20 protein-coding genes are annotated in these 20,559 nt (G+C 72.4%); 11 read left to right on the forward strand and 9 right to left on the reverse strand.

The genetic code is table 11. The features are described from left to right. Positions 1–89: 89 nt before the first annotated feature. The 5 genes from ACK2IS_RS02335 (at position 90) to ACK2IS_RS02355 (ending at position 4,592) form a co-directional block, all read left to right on the forward strand. A complete protein-coding gene (locus ACK2IS_RS02335) occupies positions 90–1,268 on the forward strand; it encodes a toxic anion resistance protein (RefSeq protein WP_409484554.1) in 1,179 nt (392 codons plus the stop codon). Between the two features lie 5 nt (positions 1,269–1,273). Next, the gene (locus ACK2IS_RS02340; protein WP_409484555.1) at positions 1,274–1,885 is read left to right on the forward strand and encodes a hypothetical protein; all 612 of its coding nucleotides are present in this window, start codon (positions 1,274–1,276) and stop codon (positions 1,883–1,885) included. A gap of 259 nt (positions 1,886–2,144) precedes the next feature. Continuing rightward, entirely contained in the window at positions 2,145–3,386 is a 1,242-nt protein-coding gene (locus ACK2IS_RS02345) for a multiprotein-bridging factor 1 family protein (RefSeq protein ID WP_409484556.1), read from the forward strand. 28 nt (positions 3,387–3,414) lie between these two features. Continuing rightward, complete coding sequence (locus tag ACK2IS_RS02350; protein ID WP_409484557.1) at positions 3,415–4,062, forward strand: histidine phosphatase family protein; 648 nt, start codon at positions 3,415–3,417, stop codon at positions 4,060–4,062. Between the two features lie 71 nt (positions 4,063–4,133). Next, positions 4,134–4,592 carry a hypothetical protein gene (locus ACK2IS_RS02355; protein WP_409484558.1) on the forward strand — a complete coding sequence of 153 codons (459 nt, stop codon included), beginning with the start codon at positions 4,134–4,136 and terminating at the stop codon, positions 4,590–4,592. Between the two features lie 105 nt (positions 4,593–4,697). Here the strand turns inward: ACK2IS_RS02355 and ACK2IS_RS02360 are convergent, their stop codons facing one another. Both ACK2IS_RS02360 and ACK2IS_RS02365 read right to left on the reverse strand, forming a co-directional pair. Then, complete coding sequence (locus tag ACK2IS_RS02360; protein WP_409484559.1) at positions 4,698–5,165, reverse strand: SRPBCC family protein; 468 nt, start codon at positions 5,163–5,165, stop codon at positions 4,698–4,700. Beyond that, positions 5,162–6,052 (reverse strand): biopolymer transporter Tol, encoded by an 891-nt coding sequence (locus ACK2IS_RS02365; protein WP_409484560.1) that lies wholly within the window; start codon positions 6,050–6,052, stop codon positions 5,162–5,164. The genes ACK2IS_RS02360 and ACK2IS_RS02365 overlap by 4 nt, the downstream gene beginning before the upstream one ends. Positions 6,053–6,364: 312 nt before the next feature. On the opposite strand from ACK2IS_RS02365, the gene ACK2IS_RS02370 reads away from it, so the two are divergent. Both ACK2IS_RS02370 and ACK2IS_RS02375 read left to right on the forward strand, forming a co-directional pair. After that, on the forward strand, positions 6,365–7,222 hold the full coding sequence (locus ACK2IS_RS02370) for a LytR C-terminal domain-containing protein (RefSeq protein ID WP_409484561.1): 858 nt from the start codon (positions 6,365–6,367) through the stop codon (positions 7,220–7,222). Between the two features lie 65 nt (positions 7,223–7,287). Continuing rightward, positions 7,288–7,722 carry an ASCH domain-containing protein gene (locus tag ACK2IS_RS02375; RefSeq protein WP_409484562.1) on the forward strand — a complete coding sequence of 145 codons (435 nt, stop codon included), beginning with the start codon at positions 7,288–7,290 and terminating at the stop codon, positions 7,720–7,722. A 204-nt stretch (positions 7,723–7,926) separates the two neighbouring features. Here the strand turns inward: ACK2IS_RS02375 and ACK2IS_RS02380 are convergent, their stop codons facing one another. Both ACK2IS_RS02380 and ACK2IS_RS02385 read right to left on the reverse strand, forming a co-directional pair. Continuing rightward, positions 7,927–8,757: a cytochrome c biogenesis CcdA family protein gene (locus ACK2IS_RS02380; protein ID WP_409484563.1), complete on the reverse strand. Its 831-nt coding sequence runs from the start codon at positions 8,755–8,757 to the stop codon at positions 7,927–7,929. A 9-nt stretch (positions 8,758–8,766) separates the two neighbouring features. Continuing rightward, positions 8,767–9,510 carry a DsbA family protein gene (locus tag ACK2IS_RS02385; RefSeq protein ID WP_409484564.1) on the reverse strand — a complete coding sequence of 248 codons (744 nt, stop codon included), beginning with the start codon at positions 9,508–9,510 and terminating at the stop codon, positions 8,767–8,769. A gap of 161 nt (positions 9,511–9,671) precedes the next feature. Here ACK2IS_RS02385 and ACK2IS_RS02390 point away from each other — a divergent pair, with 161 nt between their 5' ends. The 4 genes from ACK2IS_RS02390 to ACK2IS_RS02405 all read left to right on the forward strand — a co-directional run bounded on the left by ACK2IS_RS02390 (position 9,672) and on the right by ACK2IS_RS02405 (position 14,107). Beyond that, positions 9,672–10,769, forward strand: coding sequence for an HpcH/HpaI aldolase/citrate lyase family protein (locus ACK2IS_RS02390; RefSeq protein WP_409484565.1), 1,098 nt, complete (start codon positions 9,672–9,674; stop codon positions 10,767–10,769). A 6-nt stretch (positions 10,770–10,775) separates the two neighbouring features. Beyond that, on the forward strand, positions 10,776–11,660 hold the full coding sequence (locus ACK2IS_RS02395) for an HpcH/HpaI aldolase/citrate lyase family protein (protein WP_409484566.1): 885 nt from the start codon (positions 10,776–10,778) through the stop codon (positions 11,658–11,660). 121 nt (positions 11,661–11,781) lie between these two features. Then, complete coding sequence (locus tag ACK2IS_RS02400) at positions 11,782–13,281, forward strand: amino acid permease (RefSeq protein ID WP_409484567.1); 1,500 nt, start codon at positions 11,782–11,784, stop codon at positions 13,279–13,281. A gap of 82 nt (positions 13,282–13,363) precedes the next feature. Continuing rightward, positions 13,364–14,107, forward strand: a complete 744-nt coding sequence (locus tag ACK2IS_RS02405) for a dienelactone hydrolase family protein (protein WP_409484568.1) — start codon at positions 13,364–13,366, stop codon at positions 14,105–14,107. A gap of 37 nt (positions 14,108–14,144) precedes the next feature. Here ACK2IS_RS02405 and ACK2IS_RS02410 read toward each other — a convergent pair whose 3' ends face one another. From ACK2IS_RS02410 to ACK2IS_RS02430, 5 genes are all read right to left on the reverse strand, one after another. After that, a complete protein-coding gene (locus ACK2IS_RS02410) occupies positions 14,145–16,565 on the reverse strand; it encodes a transketolase-like TK C-terminal-containing protein (RefSeq protein WP_409484569.1) in 2,421 nt (806 codons plus the stop codon). Between the two features lie 188 nt (positions 16,566–16,753). Next, a complete protein-coding gene (locus ACK2IS_RS02415; protein WP_409484570.1) occupies positions 16,754–17,119 on the reverse strand; it encodes a biotin/lipoyl-containing protein in 366 nt (121 codons plus the stop codon). Positions 17,120–17,146: 27 nt separating this feature from the next. Beyond that, positions 17,147–17,407, reverse strand: coding sequence for a hypothetical protein (locus ACK2IS_RS02420; RefSeq protein WP_409484571.1), 261 nt, complete (start codon positions 17,405–17,407; stop codon positions 17,147–17,149). A 28-nt stretch (positions 17,408–17,435) separates the two neighbouring features. Next, a complete protein-coding gene (locus ACK2IS_RS02425; protein ID WP_409484572.1) occupies positions 17,436–18,995 on the reverse strand; it encodes an acyl-CoA carboxylase subunit beta in 1,560 nt (519 codons plus the stop codon). Between the two features lie 22 nt (positions 18,996–19,017). Beyond that, on the reverse strand, positions 19,018–20,526 hold the full coding sequence (locus ACK2IS_RS02430) for a methylmalonyl-CoA carboxytransferase subunit 5S (RefSeq protein WP_409484573.1): 1,509 nt from the start codon (positions 20,524–20,526) through the stop codon (positions 19,018–19,020). Positions 20,527–20,559 lie beyond the last annotated feature (33 nt).

Genomic DNA, 20,559 nt, shown 5'->3' on the forward strand with positions numbered 1-20,559 from the left:
CCACCAGGGACCATCCCTTGGTCGCGTCCCGTGCCCGCAGGCCCGTGTGCCACGATCAGGGGGCCCACGCACGCTCCCGGGAGGCGCCGATGTCCTCGCTCGACCTGACCCCGCTCACCCCGCCCGAGGGCGCGGGCGCCGCCGCGGCCGCGCCCGCGCTCACCCCGCCCGCGCTCACCCCGCCCGCCGGACCCGACGCCCGGCCCGCTCCCCGTCCCGCCGCGCAGCCGGGCGGGCAGACCGAGCCTGCCGGCGCGGGGCGGCTCGACATACCCGTGGCACCGCAGGTCCAGGAGGCGCTGCGGGCCAACGCGGCTGGCTTCGTGCAGCAGGTGCTCGCCCTCGACCCGCACTCGCCGGACCTGGACGCCCGGGTGCGGGACCTCAGCACGATGGCCGACCGGGAGGTCGCCGAGTCGGCGGCGCTCAGCCGCCGGATGCTGGACCGGCAGGCCCGCTCCACGTCCGCCGAGCGCATCCAGGGCGGCCCCGAGCGCGCCGCCGCGGACCAGCTGGTGCAGCTGCGCCGCGTCGTCGAGGAGCTGGACCCCGCCGAGCTCGACCGGCCCGCCCGCAAGCTGCTGGGGGTCCTGCCGATGGGGGACCGGGTCCGGAACTACGTCGAGCGCTACCTCGCCAGCCAGGACCGGATCACGATGATGATCCTGGCCCTGCGCACCCAGCAGGACGAGCTGCGCAAGGACAACGCCGCCATCGCGGGTGAGCGCGCCAACCTGTGGCGGTTCCTGGGACAGCTGCAGGAGTACGTCGTCCTGTGCGGCGCCATCGACGAGCAGCTCACCGCAGCGCTCGCCGGCCTGGACACCACCGACCCGGGGCGCGCGGCGGTGCTGCGCGACCGGGTCCTGCACGTCTGCCGGCAGAAGCGTCAGGACCTGCTCACCCACCTGGCCGTGTGCGTCCAGGGCTATCTGGCGCTGGACCTGGTGCGCGGCAACAACGAGCTCCTCGTCGCGGGCATCGATCGCGCGGCGACGACCACGATGGCGGCGTTGCGGACCGCGGTCGTGGTGTCCGACGCGCTGCAGGGCCAGCGGGCCGCGCTGGACCGGGTCGCGGGCGCGGACCGGGCGGCCGCGGGGGTGCTCGACGGCTCGGCGGCCGCGGTGCGGCAGGCGGCGTCGGGCGAGACCCCGGAGGTGGCGGTCGCCCGGCTGAAGGAGGCCTTCGGCGAGATGTACGCCGCGCTGGACGACACCGTGGCCGCCCAGCAGCGCGGTGAGCGCGACATCGCCCGGCTAGGCTGACGACCGTGGCGGGCAACGCAGTGACGCGCTATCTCGCGTCGAGGAAGAACATCACGGGCGCCGTGCTCGCGGCGGGCACGGCCGCGGCGACCGTCCCGACCCATCTGGCCGGTGACTGGTGGCCGGCCGCCGTGGTGGGGGTGTATGCCCTCGGCGCCGCGGTGATGCCCGAGCCCAGGAGCATGCGCACCGGTACGCAGGGCACCCAGCAGCTGGTCGCGGGGCTGCGCACCGACCTGCAGCGGCTGGTGGACTCGACCGACCGGGCGGCCAACCGGATGCCCGCCGCGGGGTACCGGGCCTTCCGGGACACCGTGGACGACCTGCGCGACGTGCTCGCCCGCCCTGCCCGGCTCGCGGTCTCCCCGGACGACCTGCACGTCGTCGAGCGCACCGTCCACGACTACCTCCCGACCACCATCGAGGGCTATCTGCACCTGTCGGGCGACCAGCTGACGGTGCCCGGCCCGCAGGGGCGCACCGCCGACCAGGAGCTGGTCCACCAGCTCGGCGCGGTGCGCGAACGGGTCGCCGGGGTCCGGCGGTCGCTGGTGGCGGGCGACGCGCAGACGCTCTCGGACCAGGGTCGTTTCCTGGACGAGCGGCTCGGCGACTGACGCGCGCAGGGAGCCCGGGCCGCGCCGGTGCGGGCCGCCGGCCCCACCCGCTGCTCCGAGGCGGGTCGAGGCGTGGTGCAGGGGATCTCGGCGCGCCGGGCGGATACGCGGCACTGGGCGCCGCCGCCGCGAATCGCCCCTCAACGACGCGCCGCGACGGCGCCACTACGTCAGTTGATATCACTGTCAAGTCGCTTGACACAATGGTCGCACCAGGCGAATCCGCAATGTTCACCGAAGAGATGACGAAGGGGCGGACATGGACGACGGTGGGTTCACGACCTTCGGCGCGCGGCTGCGGCAGGCCCGGCTCGAGGCCGGCCTGTCCCAGGCGGACCTGGGCGGCGAGGAGTTCACGGTGTCCTACGTCTCCCACCTGGAGGCCGGACGGCGGGACCCGAGCCCCCGGGTGATCAGCGTCTTCGAGCGACGGCTGGCGCTGCCCCGCGGCTACCTCGCGGGCGGGGACTGGGGGCGGACGCCGCACGACACCGGCGAGGACCGGGGGACCAGCGACCTCGCCGCGCTCACCTCCCGGGTGGTCCGGTCGCGGTTCGCCGCGAGCCCGGCGGAGCAGGCCGACGTGGCCCGGGAGACCGCCGAGCTGGCCCTGCGCCAGGATCGGCCGGAGGTCTGGTGGGGCATGTCCTTGGTGCAGGTCACGGCGCTGATGACGGCCGGGCGGTATGCCGACGCCGCAGCGGCCGCCGAGGCGCTGTCCCGTCATCCCTGGGTCCAGTCACATCCGGCGCTGGCCGCCGAGGCGCACACCGTCGCCAGCCGCACCCACCGCCGGGCGCTGGACCTCGCGGCGGCGACCCACCACGCGCATGCCGCCCTCGACGCCAGCGGCGAGGCGGGGGACGCGGGGCTGCGGGCGGAGGCGCTGATCGCCGCGCTCGCCACCCGGCGGCTGCCGGCGGCGCCGCTCGTGCTGGAGCTGGAGACCCTGCACCACCGGCTGGCGGACACCCACCTCGGTGGGCTGGTGGCCTGGACCCTCGGCAACGAGGCCTTCAACGACGACGACGTCCAGGAGGGTCTGCGCTGGCACGAGGTCGCCGCCACCGAGGTCAATCCCGAGCTCGACCACCGCCAGTGGTCGCGGTTCGTGTCGGCGACGATCCTGCAGCGGGTGCGCCACGGCATCGACGACGGGCTGGCGGAGCTGCTGCCCGAGGCCCGGCGTCACCTGGGGCACCTGGCGAGCAGCTTCGAGCTGGCCGAGCTGGCGACCACCGAGGTTCGGTGGCACCTGCAGGCAGGGCGCCTGGACGAGGCCTCGGCCGCGCTGGAGGCGGCCCTCGCGCTCCCGGACGTCCCCGAGGCGCCTCTCGGTCGGCTGCACCTGGAGCGCGCCCGGCTGCGCGAGCGGCGGGGCGACCGAGCCGGCGCCGAGGCCGACGCCGTGGCCGCGGCGCGGTTGCTCACCCTGGCGGGTGACGGGGCGGGCTCGCGGGAGGCGTGGACGCTGCACGACGCCCTCACCAGCGGGTCGTGACCGCTCGTCGGGTCGGTAGCCTGCGAGCATGCGCCTCCTGCTGCTGCGGCACGGACAGACCACCTCCAACGTCGACGCCCTGCTCGACACGGCTCGCCCGGGTGCCGATCTCACCGCGAGGGGCCAGGAGCAGGCCCGGGCGGTCGTCGCGGCCCTGGAAGGTGTGCGGGTCGACGCGATCTACGTCTCGGACCTGGCCCGCACCCACCAGACGGCGGCGCCCGTCGCGCAGGCCCGGGGCCTGACCCCCGTCGAGCTCGGCGGCCTGCGCGAGGTGCAGGCGGGCGAGCTGGAGATGCGCGGTGACGCCGAGGCGGTCCGGGCCTACGTCGGCGCACTGGTCGCCTGGGGTGCCGGTGACCTGGACGTGCGTGTGCCGGGGGCCGAGACGGGCCACCAGGTCCTCGAGCGGTTCGACGACGCCGTCGCGCGGATGGCAGCCGCGGGGCACGAGGACGTGCTCGTCGTCAGCCACGGCGCGGTCCTGCGGCTGTGGAGCCTGGTGCGGTGCGGCAACCTCACGCCGGACCAGCTGGGGGACCGCCTCATCGGCAACACCGGGGTGGTCGTCGTGGAGGGGGGACCGGCCGTCGGATGGTCCTGCGTGTCCTGGGAGGACGAGCCGATCGGCGGCGCGCGGCCCGGCGACGCCGCCCACGACGGTCCGACGGCGTGACCTCCGGCCGCGGCGGCGGGGCGAACGGGGCCGGGCGGGAACGAACGGGACCGTCCGTCCGTCATACGGACATGAGCACCAGCACCCGTCCTCTCCCTGCCCGCTCGGCCGGCGCGCTGGCCGCCCTCGCGCTCGTCGGGGTGCTGACCGCCTGCGGCAGCGCCACCACCGACACCGCGGCGACGACCACCGCCGTGGCCACCTCCACCGTGACGTCACCGGCGGCGTCGCCCACCACCACCCCCGCGGCCCCAGGAGGCACCGTGACCTCACCTCTCGTCCCCTCGTCCGACGTTAGCGACTCCGGCAAGGCCGGCCCGATCCGCAAGGTCACCGGCACCGTCTCGGAGGGTGTGGAGGCCAACTGCCTGGTCCTGGTGACCCACATCGGGGAGACCCTGCAGCCCATGGGCGGTGACCTCAAGCCCGGCGACAAGGTCACCGTGGAGGGGCAGGACGTCAAGGGCGTCATGACGACCTGCATGCAGGGCAAGCCCTTCCGGATCATCAAGGTCGTCGAGCGACACTGACGCGCCGGGCCCCACGGCCCGCCGCCGGGCCCGAGGCCCGCACGACGAGGCCCCCGACCGGATCGGTCGGGGGCCTCGTCGTGCCGCGTCGCGGCGGGGCCGGGATCAGCTGCCGGAGACGGCGTCGGCCAGACGGGACAGCGAGTCCTCGAGCTGGTCCTTGCTGATCATCGGGAAGGTCACGCGCTGGAGGAGCTGCTTGTCGGTGACCTTGCTCCAGTCGTAGGTCAGGGTGACCAGCGTCGATCCGGCGCCCTGGGACTCCAGCTCCCACAGCCACTCCCAGCCCTTGGGCTCGGTGCCCGCAGGGGCCGTCTGCCAGGCCACCATCTTGTTGTCGAGGTAGCCCGTGACGTGGTTGTCGGTCTGGTAGTCGCCGCCCATGTGCTCGGCATGCATGTTCATCGTGAAGGTCTGGCCGGTGGCCGTGATCCGGTCGGCCTTGGAGTCGCTGCGCACCGTGCCCGAGCCGTCGATCTGCGCGTGGCGGGACGGCAGGGTCAGCACGTCGAAGATCTCCTGGGCCGAGGCGTCGATGGTCCGCTGGACGCTGATCTTCTTGTCATCGCTCATGCTTGGTCCCTACCCAGCGGGTAGTCGACGTATGCCAGGCGACGCAAGTCGGGCGCCCAGCCGTTGATATTGGTGGCCCCCTGACCGCCGAAGACGTCCGCGAGCACCCGCACCCGGACGTCGTGGGTCCCCAGGGCCGGGTCGGTCAGGTCGATCAGCCTGATCTGCGCGGGCACGTCGGCCGGGTGCTGACGCGTGCCGGGCTCGTAGGCGAGATGGGCCAGCCACCGGCCGTCGGGCGAGGGGTGCGGGAACCAGCTCACCCGGTCGTCGTACGTGATCTGCTGCAGGCCCCCGCCGTCCGGCCGGATCCGGAAGACCTGGCTGTGCCCGGGGCGCTCGGCCGCCAGCTCGCTGGTGAACCACACCCAGGCGTCGTGGGGCTCGCCGGGGGCACCCGGGCCGAGCTCGGGTCCGTCGCAGGCCTCGGTGTCGGTGAGCAGGCGGACCTCGCCGTCACGCCGCAGGCCCACGTCGGTGCGGATCACGTCGTCGGTGTGCAGCCGACCGGTGAGCACGGTCAGCGCCAGGGTCCGGCCGTCCGCGCTCTGCCCGTGCAGGTAGTACCTGATCCGCTCAGTTCCGGGATCTGGAGTGACGCAGCGTGGTGTTCCTCCGGCCCAGGGGACGTGGTAGACCCGGCCGTCCGCGGTCAGCAGGTGCGCGGACCCGTCCGGGGTCACCAGGTGGTCGTTGTCGGCGGCGCGGATCGGGTCGGTGGCCACCTCGACGAGGGGACCACCGGGTCGCAGCCCGGGGTCGAGAGGCAGCACCCGCAACCGGCCGCCACCGTTGAGGACCAGGTGTCGTCCGTCAGGAGCGAAGTTGGGGGACTCGAGGACGAGTTCGCTGCTCTGGAGCAGGATCTCGCGCTCGTCGGTGATCACGTCGTGCAGTCGGACGACGCTCCGGCGTCCTGGGGCAGGGGGCGTCCGACGGCGCGTGCAGCAGTCGTCCTGGGTGTCTCCTGGGCAGAGGGGTGACGTCAGGCCGTGTCGGCCCTTGACGCAGGGGTGACGAGTTGGACACGAATGGGTCACGCGGGTGTCATCAGCGCGCGCCGGAGGCCCGACAGGCCGCAGACTGGTGGTGCCACTCCTCGTGGCATCATCCGACATCCATCATGGGCAGGCCGACGCACCCTGATGTGGTTACTCAGGGTAGTCGTCGGGCCGTGAGCGATCCTGGGGGGTTCCGACATGTCCGCGCCACTGTCCGAGGCAGACAAGCTGCACCGTCGCCGCCGTCGCCAGGTCACCGCCTTCATCACCTTCCCCGCCGTGCTGATCGCCACAGCCGGCGTCGGCAGCGCCGCGGGCAACGGGTGGCTCAAGGGCTACAGCAAGCCGGTGTGCTCGCCGACGGTCGTCGCCGCCCCGGCGCGCACCTCCTTCAGCGTCAACGTCCTCAACTCCAGCGGGGTCCCGGGCGCGGCCAGCCCGGTCTACCAGGAGCTCGGCAAGCGCGGCTTCCGGATGGCGACGCTCGGCAACGACACCGTGCTGCGCGCCACCGCACCCCAGGGCGAGATCCGGTACGGCTCCAAGGGTCTGGACCAGGCGCTGCTGATCCAGCAGCAGGTCCCGGGCGCCAAGATGATGCGCATCCCGGACCGCACCGACAGCGCCGTGGACGTCGTCGTGGGCACGGCCTTCACGGGCCTGGCTCCCCGGCCCCCGCGCCCGCCGGCCCGGCCCGAGCAGGTCCTGGTCAACGTCTACAACACGACGTACTACGAGAACCTCGCCACCAACACCAGCAACGAGCTGGTGGCCCGCGGCTTCCGGCGCGGCGCCGTCTCGGCCGACCCGCAGAAGAGCTGGGTCCGCGAGGTCGCGGTCATCCGGTACGGCGAGAACGGCGACCTGAACGCCAAGCTGCTCCAGCAGCAGGTGCCCGGGTCGACGTTGCAGCTCGACGGTCGCAAGGACGGCTCCCTGGACCTGTTGCTCGGCATGCAGTGGAAGGGTCTGATCGCCCGGGACAAGATCCCGCCGATCCCGCCGCCGCCCCCGGTGGTCAAGCCCACCGTGGCGCGCCCCTGCCCGGCGTCCTGACGGGCGCCACCACCGCACCGGCGAGCTCGCTCGCGCACGCGTCCCGGGCAGGGGAGGGTGGCCTCATGAGTCTCCCGGCATACGACATCGACAGGCTGCCGCGCGGGGAGCATGCCTTCCCCGGTCCGCTCCGGGACCAGCTGGTCGCCGCCATCCTCGACGGTCGCAAGACGGCCACCTCCTCCCTGGTGGAGGACTACGTGCGGGAGGGCGAACCGCTGCCGCAGGTCGGCGATCTGGAGGTCGTCCTCGACTCGGCCGGCCGCGTCGTCTGCGTCACCCGCAATGTCGCGGTCGTGGTGCGGCGCCTGGGGGACGTCGTCGACGAGCACGCGCACCGCGAGGGGGAGGGTCACGTCGATGCCGCCGCCTGGCGGCGTGGGCACGAGAGCTTCTGGACCTCGCCGGAGTGCGTGGCGGAGCGCGGCGACCCGCCCCTCGTCCTTGCCGACGACACCGAGATCGTCTGCGTGACCTTCGAGGTCCTCGAGCGCCGCTGAAGCTACCCGCCCCACCCGACTCGAGCGCCCGGCCCACCAGAGCGCCGAGCCCGTCGGACCGACCCGAGGCGCCGAGCCCGTCCGCCCCTCCCGCTGCTCCCACCCACCCGGGGCCAGGCTGGCCCCGTAGCACGTTCGAAGAGGGGCCTCAACGTACTCTTCGGGACCAGCCTGGCCCTGAAGTCACCGCAGGGGAGGGGTGCGTCAGCGGTTGGTCGGGCGCTCGCGGCGCAGCAGCCGGGCGGCCACCACGGCGATCGCGACCAGCACCACCGCGAGCAGCACGTGCAGGTCGCTCACCCGGGCCTGCCACCCCTGGATCCGGCTCTGCCAGGCGAGCTGGGTCTGCGTGTCGGTCGGGGCGGGCAGGGTCGTGGTGCCGTCGCTGAGGACGAAGACCAGCCCGATGGCGATCATGATCGCGCCGGTCAGCAAGCTGGTGGAGTGGGTGCGGATCGGGCCGAGACGCACCTCCCGACCGCGCAGCCACCGCCGGTCGCGCAGCCCCGCGCGGTCCCACAGCAGCGCCAGGACGGCGAGGGGGAGGGTCATGCCCGCGGCATACACCGCCATGAGCAGCGCGCCGTAGGGGGCAGACCCACCTGCCATCGCGATGGTGAGGATCGACCCCAGCACCGGCCCGGAGCAGAAGCCCGAAAGCCCGTTGAGGGCGCCGAGCGCCACCACCGACAGGGTGGAGCCCACCCGCAGCCGGCCCTGCGCGCGCTGGGCCGCCGCCAGGTGGAAGCCCCCGCCGAGGGCCACGACCAGCCCGAGCGCGACGACCACGAGCCCCCCGATGCGGGTGGCGGCCTCCCGGTGGACGGTGAGCAGGGCGCCCGCCGACCCGACCCCGGCGCCGAGGGGCGCGAGCACCAGCACCAGCCCGAGGTAGAACGCGAGCACCTGGCGCAGCAGCACCAGCGGCCGGTCGAAGGCCAGCGCGAAGAAGGACGGCAGCAGCAGCGCCGAGCACGGGCTGACCAGCGACAGCACCCCGCCGAGGAGCGCCCCCAGGAGCCCGATCTCACCCATCGACGCGGCTCAGCCCTTGGCTGCCTTGGCGCGTTCGATGACCTGGACGAAGGCCTCCTCGGGCTGCGCGCCGACCAGCGGGGTGCCGTTGACGATGAAGACCGGGGTGCTGTTGGCCCCCAGCTGCTGGGCGGTGGCCGTCTCGGTGCCGATGGCCTCGTCGATCGTCGAGGACTCCATGTCCTTGGAGAACTTCGCGAGGTCGGCGACACCGGCCTGCTTGGCGAAGGTCAGCAGCTTGTCGTCGGTCAGGTCCGGGTGCCCCGAGGTGGGGGAGGCGGCGAACAGCGCGTGGTGGTACTCCCAGAACTTGCCCTGCTCGCCGGCGGCGCGGGCGGCCATGGCGGCGCGGCGGGACTTGTCGCCGAAGATCACCAGGTCGTGCCACTCGATGCGGAGCACCCCGGCGTCGACGTACTTCTTGATCAGCGCGGGCTGGGTCTGCAGCGCCCACTTGGCGCAGAAGGGACAGGCGTAGTCGGCGTACTCGATCATCGTGACCGGGGCGTCGATCTTGCCGAGCGCGAGGGGGTCGCCCTCCTTGCGGCGGGCGGTGTCCTTGACCTTGCCCTGCGTGGGCGCGGCGCCCGGCTGCCCGGCGCCCCGGCTCGACGGGGTCGCCGTGGGGGCGGCTGCCGGCTGGCCGGAGGGGCGCATGAGCAGCATCCCGATGATGGCGACGGCGACGGCGAGCAGGGCGGCGAGGATCGTGACCTCGCGGCTGCGGCCGCGCCCTGTGGTGGAGCTGGACATGCATCCTCCCGAGGTGGCTGTGCGCCCAGGATAGGCGGTGGCGCGCCGGGCTCCGGACGCGCCGGGTCCGGGGGGCGTGGCCTCCGTCATACCGCCTGGTCGGTCTGCGCTGCTAGCGTCCGAGCGGACCCCCGTCGCCCCGCGCCCCTAGGAGCAGCAGCATGCGCAGCGCCAAGGACTTCTTCGCCCCCCTCGCCGTGGGCGCCCCGACGCCCCTGCGGGAGGTGCCCGCCCGCCCGTCGCGCGCGATCCACTTCTTCGACCCGAGCAACGCCAAGATGGCGGCCAAGGTGCCCGCCATGGTCGGCACCGTGGACGTCCTGCTCGGCAACCTCGAGGACGCGGTCAAGGCCGACGACAAGGAGGCCGCCCGGCAGGGCCTGGTGGACATCGCCAAGGCCACGGACTTCGGCCCCACCCAGCTGTGGACCCGGCTCAACGCCCTCGACTCGCCGTGGTTCCTCGACGACATCATCACGCTGGTCGGGGAGATCGGCGACCAGCTCGACGTCGTGATGATCCCCAAGGTGCAGGGCGCCGAGGACATCCACTACGTCGACCGGCTCCTCGCCCAGCTCGAGGCCAAGGCCGGGCTGCAGCGCCCGATCCTCGTCCACGCCATCCTGGAGACGGCCCGCGGCATGGCCAACGTCGAGGAGATCTGCGGCGCCTCCCCCCGCATGCAGGGCATCTCGCTCGGCCCGGCCGACCTCGCGGCGGACCGCCGGATGAAGACCACGCGGGTCGGCGGCGGGCACCCCGGCTACCTCGTGCGGCAGGACCCGGCCCCGGGCCCCGACGGCAGCGCCGACATCACCGGCGCGCGCCCGACCTACCAGCAGGACCTGTGGCACTACACCATCGCCCGCATGGTCGACGCCTGCGCGATGCACGGGATCTGCGCGTACTACGGACCCTTCGGCGACATCACCGACGTGGTGGCCTGCGAGGACCAGTTCCGCAACGCCTTCCTGCTCGGCTGCGTGGGCACCTGGACGCTGCACCCCAAGCAGATCGAGATCGCCCGCCGCGTCTTCTCGCCGTCGGTCGAGGACGTGCGGCACGCCTACGTCGTCAAGGAGGCGATGGGCGACGGTACCGGCGCGGTCATGGTCGACGGCAAGATGGAGGACGACGCCTCGCTCAAGCAGTGCCTCGTCATGGTCGAGCTCGCCGAGCAGCTCGCCGCGATCGATCCCGAGCTCAAGGCGGCCTACGACGAGGTCCGGGCCGCCGCCACCGCCTCGACCGGGAAGTGAACCACGATGACCGACACCGCCTTCCGTCCCCGCCGTTCCGTGCTCTACATGCCCTCCTCCAACGCCCGCGCGCTGGAGAAGGCCAAGACGCTGGCCTGTGACGGGCTGATCCTCGACCTCGAGGACGCCGTCGCGCCCGACGCCAAGCCCGAGGCCCGCGAGTCCGCCTGCGTCGCGGTGCAGTCCGGCGAGTACGGGCGCCGCGAGCTCACCATCCGGGTCAACGGCATCGGCACGCCCTGGCACGACGACGACCTGCGCGCCGCCGCCCAGGCGGGCCCGGACGCCATCGTGGTGCCCAAGGTCACCTCCGCCGACGACGTCCGCCGGCTCGTGGACGCCATGGAGGCCGCCGGTGCCCCGGACCGGACCACCCTGTGGGCCATGGTGGAGACACCCGTCGCGATGCTGCGCTGCGAGCAGATCGCCTCGGCCTCCGAGCGGCTCAGCGTGCTCGTGATGGGCACCAACGACCTGGTCAAGGAGCTGTATGCCGAGCACGTGCCCGGCCGTCAGCCGCTCCTCGCCGGCCTCGGTCTGGCCCTGCTCGCCGCCCGGGCCGCGGGCAAGGCGATCCTCGACGGGGTCTACAACGACGTCAAGGACGCCGACGGCTTCCTCGCCGAGTGCGTGCAGGGCCGACAGCTGGGCTTCGACGGCAAGACGCTGATCCACCCCGGCCAGATCGCCGGCGCCAACCAGGAGTTCCGGCCCTCGCCGGCCGCGGTCGAGGAGGCCCGCGGCATCCTGCAGGCCTGGGAGGACGGCCAGGGCTCCGGCGTGGTGACCTACAACGGGAGGATGATCGAGAACCTCCACGTCGAGTCGGCGCGGCGCGCGCTGCAGATGCACGACGCCATCGAGGAGCTGGAGGCCGACGCGTCGAGGTGATCGTCCGGGCCCCGGCACCGCCCCCGGGGCCGCGGCGGTGCCAGGTCACGGGGTGATGTCGGTCGCGGCATACCGCCGCTGCCTCCCCGTCTCCGGATCGCATGCGGTCTAGCGTCGGAGCATGACCATGCATGCAGGGCGCAGGCACTCGATGCTGCGCACCAAGCCGATCGAGACCATCCGGGCCCAGCAGATCGAGGACAGCGAGGGCGGCGGTCACTTCAAGCGCCACCTGCGCGCCCGCGACCTGATGGGCTTCGGCATCGGCATGATCATCGGGACGGGGATCTTCACCCTCACCGGGATCGAGGCCAAGCAGCACGCCGGCCCGGCCGTCACCATCGCCTATCTCCTCGCCGGGATCGTGAGCGCGCTCGCGGCCCTGTGCTACGCCGAGCTGGCGTCGTCGGTGCCGACGGCGGGCTCGGCCTACACCTATGCCTACGCGACCATCGGGGAGGTCTTCGCCTGGATCATCGGGTGGGACCTGGTGCTGGAGTTCGCGCTCGGTGCGGCCGTGGTGAGCCGGGGCTGGTCGGGCTACATGCTGCACCTGTTCCCGTGGCTGCCGTCGTCGCTGTTCGGCGAGGGGTCCACCGTCAACGTGGGCGCCATGCTGATCACCCTCCTGCTCGGCGTCGTGGCGATGATCGGCGTGCGCGAGAGCTCCCTGGTCACCAACACCCTGGTGGTCATCAAGGTCGCCGTCTGCCTCTTCGTCATCGCCGTCGGGGCGTTCTTCGTCCACCCGGAGAACTGGCACCCCTTCGTCCCGGCCACGCGGCAGATCGCGGCGGGCGGCGCCGGCGGTGGCCTGGAGCAGCCGCTCACCCAGTGGGCCTTCGGGATCACCCCGACGCAGTTCGGCATCGGCGGGGTGCTGACCGCCACGGCCGTGGTGTTCTTCGCCTACTCCGGCTTCGAGTCGGTGGCCAACATGGGCGAGGAGAGCCGCAACCCCGAGCGGGACCTGCCCATCGGCCTCGTCGGCTCGCTGCTGATCTGCATGGCGCTGTACGTCGGCGTCTGCCTGGTCATCACCGGGATGGTGCCCTACGACAAGATCGACGAGGGCGCCCCGATCGCCGCGGCCTTCAGCCAGGTCGGTCTCGGCTGGGCGGGCACGCTCATCTCCCTGGCGGCGGTGTGCGGCCTCACCTCGGTCATCCTCATCGACATCATCGGCATGTGCCGGATCGCCTTCGCCCTGGGTCGCGACGGGCTGCTGCCCGCCTCCGTGTCCGCGATCCACCCGCGCTGGGGCACGCCGTACCGCGTCACCGTCGCCACGGTCGTCCTGATCATGCTGCTCGGTGGTCTGGTGCCGCTGAAGGACCTCGCGGACATGGTGTCCATCGGCACGCTGTTCGCCTTCCTCGTGGTCAGCGTGGCGGTGCCGGTGCTGCGGCGCACCCGGCCCGACCTGGAGCGGCCCTTCCGGGTGCCGCTGTCGCCGGTCGTGCCGGCCGTCTCGGTCCTCGCCTGCGCCTACCTGATGGCCAGCCTGTCCCTGGCGACCTGGGTCCGGTTCGTGGTCTGGATGGCCCTGGGGCTGCTGCTCTACCTCACCTACGGCCGCCGCAACGCCCGCCTGGCGCAGGAGCGGGGCGCCCTGGTCTGACGCCGCGCGGCTCGCAGGACCGACGGTCCGGCACTCCCTGGGTGGGGGTGCCGGACCGTCCTGGTCGTGCGAGAGTGGCCGTATGGCGACGCTCCGCGAGATCGACCTGACCATGCCCGACGGGGTCTGCGATGCCTACCTCGCCCGCCCCGACGAGCCCGGCCCCCACGCGCCGGTGCTGCTGATCATGGACGCGATCGGGCTGCGGCCCCGGATCGCCGAGATCGCGCTGCGGCTCGCGGACGACGGCTACGCCGTGCTGGCGCCCAACGTCTACCACCGCGTCGGGCGGCAGCCGCTGCTGGACCCGGCGCTGATGTCCGACGCGCGCACCGAGGAGCGGCACGCCCGGATCGTCGAGCTGCTGGGCACCCTGACCACCGAGGACTGGGACGAGGACGGGCCGGTCTACCTTGCCCACCTGCGGGCGCTCGGCGAGATCGGTGACGAGGACGTGCGCGTCGTGGGCTACTGCATGGGCGGGGCGCTGGCGCTGCGGCTGGCGGCGCGCTGCCCCGACGAGGTGTCGGTCGTGTGCGGCTTCCACGCGGGGCACCTGGTCACCGCCGACGCGGACAGCCCGCACCTGCTGCTGGAGGACGTCGAGGCGCGGCTCTACTTCGGGTTCGCCGACGAGGACGCCACGATGACCGCCGCCGAGATCGAGACCCTGCGCCTCGCGGCCGAGGACGCCGGCTGCGACTACGAGGGCGAGGTCTATCCGGGGGCCCGGCACGGCTTCACGATGTCCGACCTGCCGGCCTACGACGCCAGGGCGACCGAGCGGCACTGGGAGGCGCTGCTGCAGGTCTTCGACGAGGCCTGAGCCGTGCAGCGCGCCGCCCGCGTCGGGCTCGGCGGAGTCAGCGGGCGAGGGCCGCTGCCGCCCGCACGATCGAGTCCACGTCGATGCCGTGCAGGGCATAGGCCTGCTCGACGCTGCTCGACTGCCCGAACTCCGTGACCCCCAGGTGCCGGGTCCGGTCGCCTCGCACGGCGGCCAGGAAGGACAGGGTGTGCGGGTGCCCGTCGTGCACGGTGACCAGCGGAGCCGGCCGGTCTCGGGGGAGGAGCACGTCCAGGATCGCGCTGCCCCGGTCGGCGTCCAGGTCGTCGCGTGCCTGCAGCGCCTCGAAGACCCGGTCCGGGCTGGTCAGGCACACCACGCCGGCCGCGATCCCCAGCTCGGCCAGCCGGTCGGCCGCGGTGAGCACCTCGGGCATGATCGCGCCGACCCCCACGAGCGTCACCCGCTCCTGGTCGTGCGAGCGCAGGCGGTAGCCGCCCGCGAGGACCTGACGGCGCCGCTCCTCCCGCAGCGCAGGATCGGCGGGGACGGCCGCCAGCGCCTGCTCGACCGGTCGGGTCGTGAGGCGCAGGTACGCCGACCGGCCACCGGGTCGACCGATCCGGGAGACGGCGTCCAGCAGGCACCACTCCAGGTCCTGGGCGAAGGCCGGCTCCCAGGCGGTGCACCCGGGCTGCTCCAGGCCGATGGACGGCGTCGAGATGGACTGGTGCGCGCCGCCCTCCGGGGCGAGGGTGATGCCGGAGGGGGTGCCGACGAGGATGGACTGTCCGCCGGCATACATCCCGTAGGACCAGGGCTCGAGCGCGCGCGACACGAAGGGGTCGTAGACCGTGCCGATCGGCACGAGCGGCTCGCCCCAACGGCTCCAGGTGGCGCCCAGCTCACCGAGCAGGCTGACCAGGTTGACCTCTGCGATCCCGAGCTCGATGTGCTGGCCGCGGGAGCCCTCGGTCCAGCGCAGGAGCCGCTCGGTGTCGTCGGCGAACCAGTCGTGCCGCTCGCCCGGCGACCACACACCGGTCTTGTTGATCCACCCCCCGAGGTTGGTGGACGAGGCCACGTCCGGGCTGACCGTGACCACGCGCCGGCCCACCTCGGGCGCGGCCCGCGACAGGTCCGAGAGGAACCGCCCCAGCGCGGCCTGGGTCGAGGTGACGGCCTTGTGGCCCCAGGGCAGCTCGGTGGGGACGGCCTCGACCGGGCGCAGCTCGGGGGGGGTCCGCCGCAGTCGCCGGGCGGTCTGCGCGACCAGCTCGGCCTCCGGGGTCTCCGGGGCGAAGCGGTGCCACGGGTCGTCCAGGGTCATGCCGGAGAGTTCGGCCAGGTCCCCGAGCTGCTGCTCGGTGAGCAGCGCGGAGTGGTTGCCGGGGTGGCCCTCGGTGGCCAGGCCGCGCCCCTTGAGGGTGTAGGCGAAGATCACCGTCGGCCGGGTGTCGTCGATCTGTCGGAAGGTCTCGAGCAGCCGCGGGAGGTCGTGCCCGCCCAGGTCACGCACCGCGGTGGCGAGCTCGCGCTCGGACAGGGAGCCCACCAGCTCGCGCAGCGCGGCGGAGGGGGTGGGGCCGAGGACCCGGTCGGGCAGCTCCTCCGGCCGGGAGCGCAGCAGCCGCTGGTACTCCTCGTTGGGCATGTCCTCCAGGCGGGTGCGCAGGTCGGCCCCGCCCTCGCCGCGGCCGAAGAGCTCGGTGACCTGGGAGCCCCAGGTGCAGGTCAGCACCTGCCAGTCGGCGGCCTCGAACATCCCCTGCAGCCGGGCGATCTGGACGTCGGGGATGATCCGGTCGAGGGACTGGCGGTTGAGGTCGACGATCCAGACGACCTCGCCGAGCGCCCGGGCACCGGGGTCGGTGATCGCCTCCCACACGGCTCCCTCGTCGAGCTCCGCGTCGCCCAGCAATGAGATGAATCGTCCGGCCGGCGGCGTCTCGGGGAACTGGTCGCGCAGGTAGCGGTGGGACATCGCCGCCCACAGGGGAGCGGTGGCCCCGATGCCGACCGAGCCCGTGGAGAAGTCCACCCGGTCGGGATCCTTGATCCGGCTCGGGTAGCTCTGCAGCCCGCCCAGGTCGCGCAACCGGGGCAGATAGCTCTCGTCGAGGTCGCCGAGCAGGTAGTTGATGGCGTGCAGCACGGGGGAGGCGTGCGGCTTGACGCTCACCTGGTCCTCGGCCCGCAGCTCGCCGAACCACAGCGCGGTCATGATCCCGACCATGGAGGCGCTCGACGCCTGGTGGCCCCCGACCTTGACCCCGGAGGTGTTGGGACGCCCGCGGTTCGCGTGGTCGACGATCGCGGAGGACAGCCACAGCACCCGCTGGGCGATCGCGTCCAGGACCGTCCCGTCGACGGTGGTGCCCGCGGACAGGGGGCGCCCGTCGGCGCGGGGCTCCGGGTGCTCCTGCTGCTCGGGGTGCTCCTGCTGCTCCGAGTGCTCCTGGGCGTCGGGGCCGGCGGTGTCCTGGACGTCGATCATCGTGGCTCCTCGTCGCCGCTCGCGTGCCGCACGTCGTCGTACGGCTCCCTCCGCCCCGACTCTAGGTCACGCCTGGCCGGCCGCGCAGCCGGGGGTGACGGGACGACCTGCAGGTATGACGACGGTGCGGTCCCCGCCTCCGCGGGGACCGCACCGTGTCGTTTAGCGCCTCTCGGCGGTGGGGGACCTCAGTCCGCCCACTCCACGAGGACCTGGCCGCCCTGGACGGCGTCGCCGACGGCCACGTCGACCGCCTTGATCGTGCCGTCCTTGGGGGCCGTGACCTCGGTCTCCATCTTCATGGCCTCGAGGACCAGGAGCGTCTCGCCCTCCTTGACCTCCTGGCCGTCCTCGACGAGCACCTTGACGACGGTGCCGGCGATGTTGGCCGTGAGGGCGTTGGAGGAGCTGGCCGGGGCCTTGGCCGCGGTGGGAGTCACGCCGTGGGCGGACATGCTGCCGACGAGCACCGCACCCAGGGTGGGCTTGGGCTCCTCCTGCACCTCCACCTCGACGTCGTAGACCGTTCCGTTGACGGTCACCTTGAGCAACATGAGAGTCCTTTCGGTTGCCGGCGGCGGTCAGCGGACGCCGTGGTGGATCTGGTGGGAGTGCTGGATGTCGGAGCGGCCCTGGGAGGACCAGGCGGAGCCGCGACGCAGGTGGACCTGCTTCACGGTGGCCCGCTTGCCCAGGTAGGCCGCGACCGCAGCGGAGATCGCGAGGAGCACCTCGGAGGGCACCTCGTCGGCCTTGGCGCCGACGACGGCCTCGAGAGCCTCCAGACGCGCAGTCAGGTCTGCGACGAGCGACTGGAGCTCGGCGACGGTGGGTTCGCTCATGATGGTTCCTTCCTCGCAGCGCGGCAGATCACAGCGGGATCAGGCCGTGCTTCTTGGCGGGACGCATGTCGCGCTTGCCGGCGAGCATCTCCAGGGCCCGGGCGACATGACGACGGGTCTCGGCGGGCTCGATGATGTCGTCGACCAGGCCGCGGGCGGCCGAGACGTACGGCGTGGAGAAGGCGTCGCGGTAGAGCTGCACGAGCTCGGCGCGCTTGGCGGCGGGGTCCTCGGCGTCGGCGATCTCCTTGCGGAAGACCACGCCGGCCGCGCCCTCGGCGCCCATGACGGCGATCTCGGCGGTCGGCCACGCGAACACGCGGTCGGCGCCCAGGTCCTTGGAGCACATGGCCAGGTAGGCACCGCCGTAGGCCTTGCGCAGCACCACCGTGATCTTGGGGACCGTGGCGGAGGAGTAGGCGAACAGCATCTTCGCGCCGTGGCGGATGATGCCGCCGTACTCCTGCTGCACGCCAGGCAGGAAGCCGGGGACGTCCACCAGGGTCACCAGCGGGATGTTGAAGGCGTTGCAGAAGCGCACGAAGCGCGCGCCCTTGTCGGAGGAGTCGATGTCCAGGACACCGCTCATGACGTTGGGCTGGTTGGCGATGATGCCCACCGTGCGGCCCGTGATGCGGGCGAAGCCGACCACGATGTTGGGCGCGAAGCCCGCATGCACCTCGAGGAAGTCCGCGCCGTCGACGAGCTTGCCGATGACCTCGCGGACGTCGTAGCCCTTCTTCGGGTCGTCCGGGATGACGGAGTTCAGCGACTCGTCGGGCTCGACCTCGTCGAAGCCCTCGACCATCGGGGGCTCTTCGGTGTTGTTGCTCGGCAGGAAGCTCAAGAGCTTCTGCGCGATGAGCACGGCCTGCTCGTCGTCGTCGGCCACGAAGTGGGTGACGCCCGAGCGGTTCATGTGGGCCTGGGGGCCACCCAGCTCCTCGGCGGTGACCTGCTCGCCGGTGACGGACTTGATGACGTCCGGGCCGGTGATGAACATCCGCGAGCCCTTGGTCTGGATGATGAAGTCCGTCAGGGCGGGAGAGTAGGCCGCACCACCGGCGCAGGGGCCGGCGATGATGGAGATCTGCGGCACGACGCCGGACAGCGCGACGTTCTGGAAGAACACCTTGCCGTAGCCGGACAGCGAGTCGATGCCCTCCTGGACGCGGGCGCCGCCCGAGTCGTTGATGAAGACGAACGGCGTGCCGTTCTCCAGCGCCGAGTGCAGGGTCTTGGCGACCTTGGTGGAGTGCATCTCGCCGGCGGAGCCGCCCGCCACCGAGAAGTCCTGGCTGGCGACGTGGACCGGACGGCCGAAGACCGTCGCGGTGCCGGTCACGACACCGTCGGCCGGCATGACGGCCTTGTCCATCCCGAACAGCGTGGTGCGGTGCTCGGTGAAGAGCCCGATCTCCTCGAAGCTGCCCTCGTCGCACAGGTCGGCGACACGCTCGCGCGCGGTCTTCTTGCCGGCCTCGTGCTGCTTGGCGTGGCGCTTCTCGCCACCACCGGCCTCGACGGCGGCGCGACGCTCGCGCAGCTCGGCGATCCGGTCCTTCATCGTCTTGGGTGCGTCAGTCATGATGACCAGTCCTCTCGGCCGCTCAGGCCGGCTTGACGGCGACGGAGTGCTTCTTGCCGTCGATGGTGATCTCGTACTTGATGGGCACCCGGACCGGGCCGGTCTTGCTGTCGCCCGTGGCGGCAGCAGCCTTCTCGGCCTCGAGCTCGGCGGGGTCCTTGCCGACGTTCTTGGGGCCCTCGGGGCGGGTCTTGAAGAAGCCGGGAGCGACCTTCGGGAACATCGCGTAGGTGAGGACGTCCTCGTCGGTGCCGTCGAAGCCCTCGATGCCCTCGGCCTCCTTGCGGAGGTTGTCCCACTCGTCGCCGATGAGGTCGCCGGGGCGCACGTCGATCGGGTCCTTGCCGGTCTGAGCCTTGGCCTTCTCCACGACCTCCTGGTCGAGCTCGCCCATGACCGAGCCGTAGTAGCCGAGCATCAGGTCGGCGAACTCGGCGGTCAGGACCTTGTAACGGCCCATGAGGACGTTGAACACGGCCTGGGTGCCGACGATCTGGGAGGACGGCGTGACCAGGGGAGGGTAGCCCGCGTCCTTGCGCACGCGCGGCACCTCCTCCAGGACCTCCTTGAGCTTGTCGCCGGCGCCCTGCTGCTTCAGCTGGGACTCCATGTTGGAGATCATGCCGCCGGGGATCTGGCTGTCGAAGATGTCCGTCTCGACGTTGAACGCCGACATGAACTGCGTGTATCGCGGCTTGATCTCGGCGAAGTGCTCCTTGATGTGGCCGAGGCGCACCTTGTCGAGGTCGGCGACGAAGCCGGTGCCCTCGAGCATCTCCTGCAGCGACTCGGTCGGGTTGTGGCCCGGGCCGAGGGACATCGAGGAGATCGCGGTGTCGACGACGTCGGCCCCGCCCTCGATGGCCTTCATCAGCGACACGAGGGTGACGCCGGTGGTCGCGTGGCAGTGCACGTTGATCTGCATGTCCGGCATCTCGGACTTGATCGCCCGGACCAGGTCGAAGGCCGGCTGGGGCTTGAGGAGGGCAGCCATGTCCTTGATGGCGATGGAGTCGACGCCCACGTCGCGCAGCTCGCGCGCCTGCCGCAGGTAGACGTCGACGTCGTGCATCGGGCTCGTGGTGTAGCAGATGGTGCCCTGCGCGTGCTTGCCGGCCTTCTTGACCGCCGCGATCGCCCGCTCCACGTTGCGGGTGTCGTTGAGGGCGTCGAAGGTGCGGAAGACGTCCATCCCGTTCTCCGCGGCCTTCTCCACGAAGTGGTCGACGACGTCGTCGCCGTAGTGGCGGTAGCCCAGGAGGTTCTGCCCGCGCAGCAGCATCTGCAGCCGCGAGTTGGGCAGGAGCTTGCGGAAGGTGCGCAGCCGCTCCCAGGGGTCCTCGTTGAGGAAGCGGATGCAGGCGTCGAACGTCGCCCCGCCCCAGCACTCGACGGACCAGTAGCCCGCCTGGTCGATGTCCTCGCAGGCACCCACCATGTCTTCCAGGGCCATGCGGGTCGCCATCAGACTCTGGTGGGCGTCCCGCAGGGCCAGCTCCGTCACGCCGATCTGTCGCTGCTCTGTGGCCATGGCCTCATCCTGCCAAACGGCGTGCCGGGGGCT

Origin of the sequence: Arsenicicoccus dermatophilus (genome assembly GCF_046267915.1) — a bacterium.
Classification (GTDB): domain Bacteria; phylum Actinomycetota; class Actinomycetes; order Actinomycetales; family Dermatophilaceae; genus Arsenicicoccus; species Arsenicicoccus dermatophilus_A.

Excerpts from the sequence above, each read along its gene's own strand:
- ACK2IS_RS02355 (WP_409484558.1), top strand. The coding sequence starts at position 4,134 with ATGAGCACCAGCACCCGTCCTCTCCCTGCCCGCTCGGCCGGCGCGCTG.
- ACK2IS_RS02335 (WP_409484554.1), top strand. The coding sequence starts at position 90 with ATGTCCTCGCTCGACCTGACCCCGCTCACCCCGCCCGAGGGCGCGGGC.
- ACK2IS_RS02410 (WP_409484569.1), bottom strand. The coding sequence starts at position 16,565 with ATGATCGACGTCCAGGACACCGCCGGCCCCGACGCCCAGGAGCACTCG.
- ACK2IS_RS02370 (WP_409484561.1), top strand. The coding sequence starts at position 6,365 with ATGTCCGCGCCACTGTCCGAGGCAGACAAGCTGCACCGTCGCCGCCGT.
- ACK2IS_RS02425 (WP_409484572.1), bottom strand. The coding sequence starts at position 18,995 with ATGACTGACGCACCCAAGACGATGAAGGACCGGATCGCCGAGCTGCGC.
- ACK2IS_RS02430 (WP_409484573.1), bottom strand. The coding sequence starts at position 20,526 with ATGGCCACAGAGCAGCGACAGATCGGCGTGACGGAGCTGGCCCTGCGG.
- ACK2IS_RS02405 (WP_409484568.1), top strand. The coding sequence starts at position 13,364 with ATGGCGACGCTCCGCGAGATCGACCTGACCATGCCCGACGGGGTCTGC.
- ACK2IS_RS02380 (WP_409484563.1), bottom strand. The coding sequence starts at position 8,757 with ATGGGTGAGATCGGGCTCCTGGGGGCGCTCCTCGGCGGGGTGCTGTCG.
- ACK2IS_RS02360 (WP_409484559.1), bottom strand. The coding sequence starts at position 5,165 with ATGAGCGATGACAAGAAGATCAGCGTCCAGCGGACCATCGACGCCTCG.
- ACK2IS_RS02395 (WP_409484566.1), top strand. The coding sequence starts at position 10,776 with ATGACCGACACCGCCTTCCGTCCCCGCCGTTCCGTGCTCTACATGCCC.
- ACK2IS_RS02345 (WP_409484556.1), top strand. The coding sequence starts at position 2,145 with ATGGACGACGGTGGGTTCACGACCTTCGGCGCGCGGCTGCGGCAGGCC.
- ACK2IS_RS02420 (WP_409484571.1), bottom strand. The coding sequence starts at position 17,407 with ATGAGCGAACCCACCGTCGCCGAGCTCCAGTCGCTCGTCGCAGACCTG.
- ACK2IS_RS02350 (WP_409484557.1), top strand. The coding sequence starts at position 3,415 with ATGCGCCTCCTGCTGCTGCGGCACGGACAGACCACCTCCAACGTCGAC.
- ACK2IS_RS02390 (WP_409484565.1), top strand. The coding sequence starts at position 9,672 with ATGCGCAGCGCCAAGGACTTCTTCGCCCCCCTCGCCGTGGGCGCCCCG.
- ACK2IS_RS02375 (WP_409484562.1), top strand. The coding sequence starts at position 7,288 with ATGAGTCTCCCGGCATACGACATCGACAGGCTGCCGCGCGGGGAGCAT.
- ACK2IS_RS02385 (WP_409484564.1), bottom strand. The coding sequence starts at position 9,510 with ATGTCCAGCTCCACCACAGGGCGCGGCCGCAGCCGCGAGGTCACGATC.
- ACK2IS_RS02400 (WP_409484567.1), top strand. The coding sequence starts at position 11,782 with ATGACCATGCATGCAGGGCGCAGGCACTCGATGCTGCGCACCAAGCCG.
- ACK2IS_RS02415 (WP_409484570.1), bottom strand. The coding sequence starts at position 17,119 with ATGTTGCTCAAGGTGACCGTCAACGGAACGGTCTACGACGTCGAGGTG.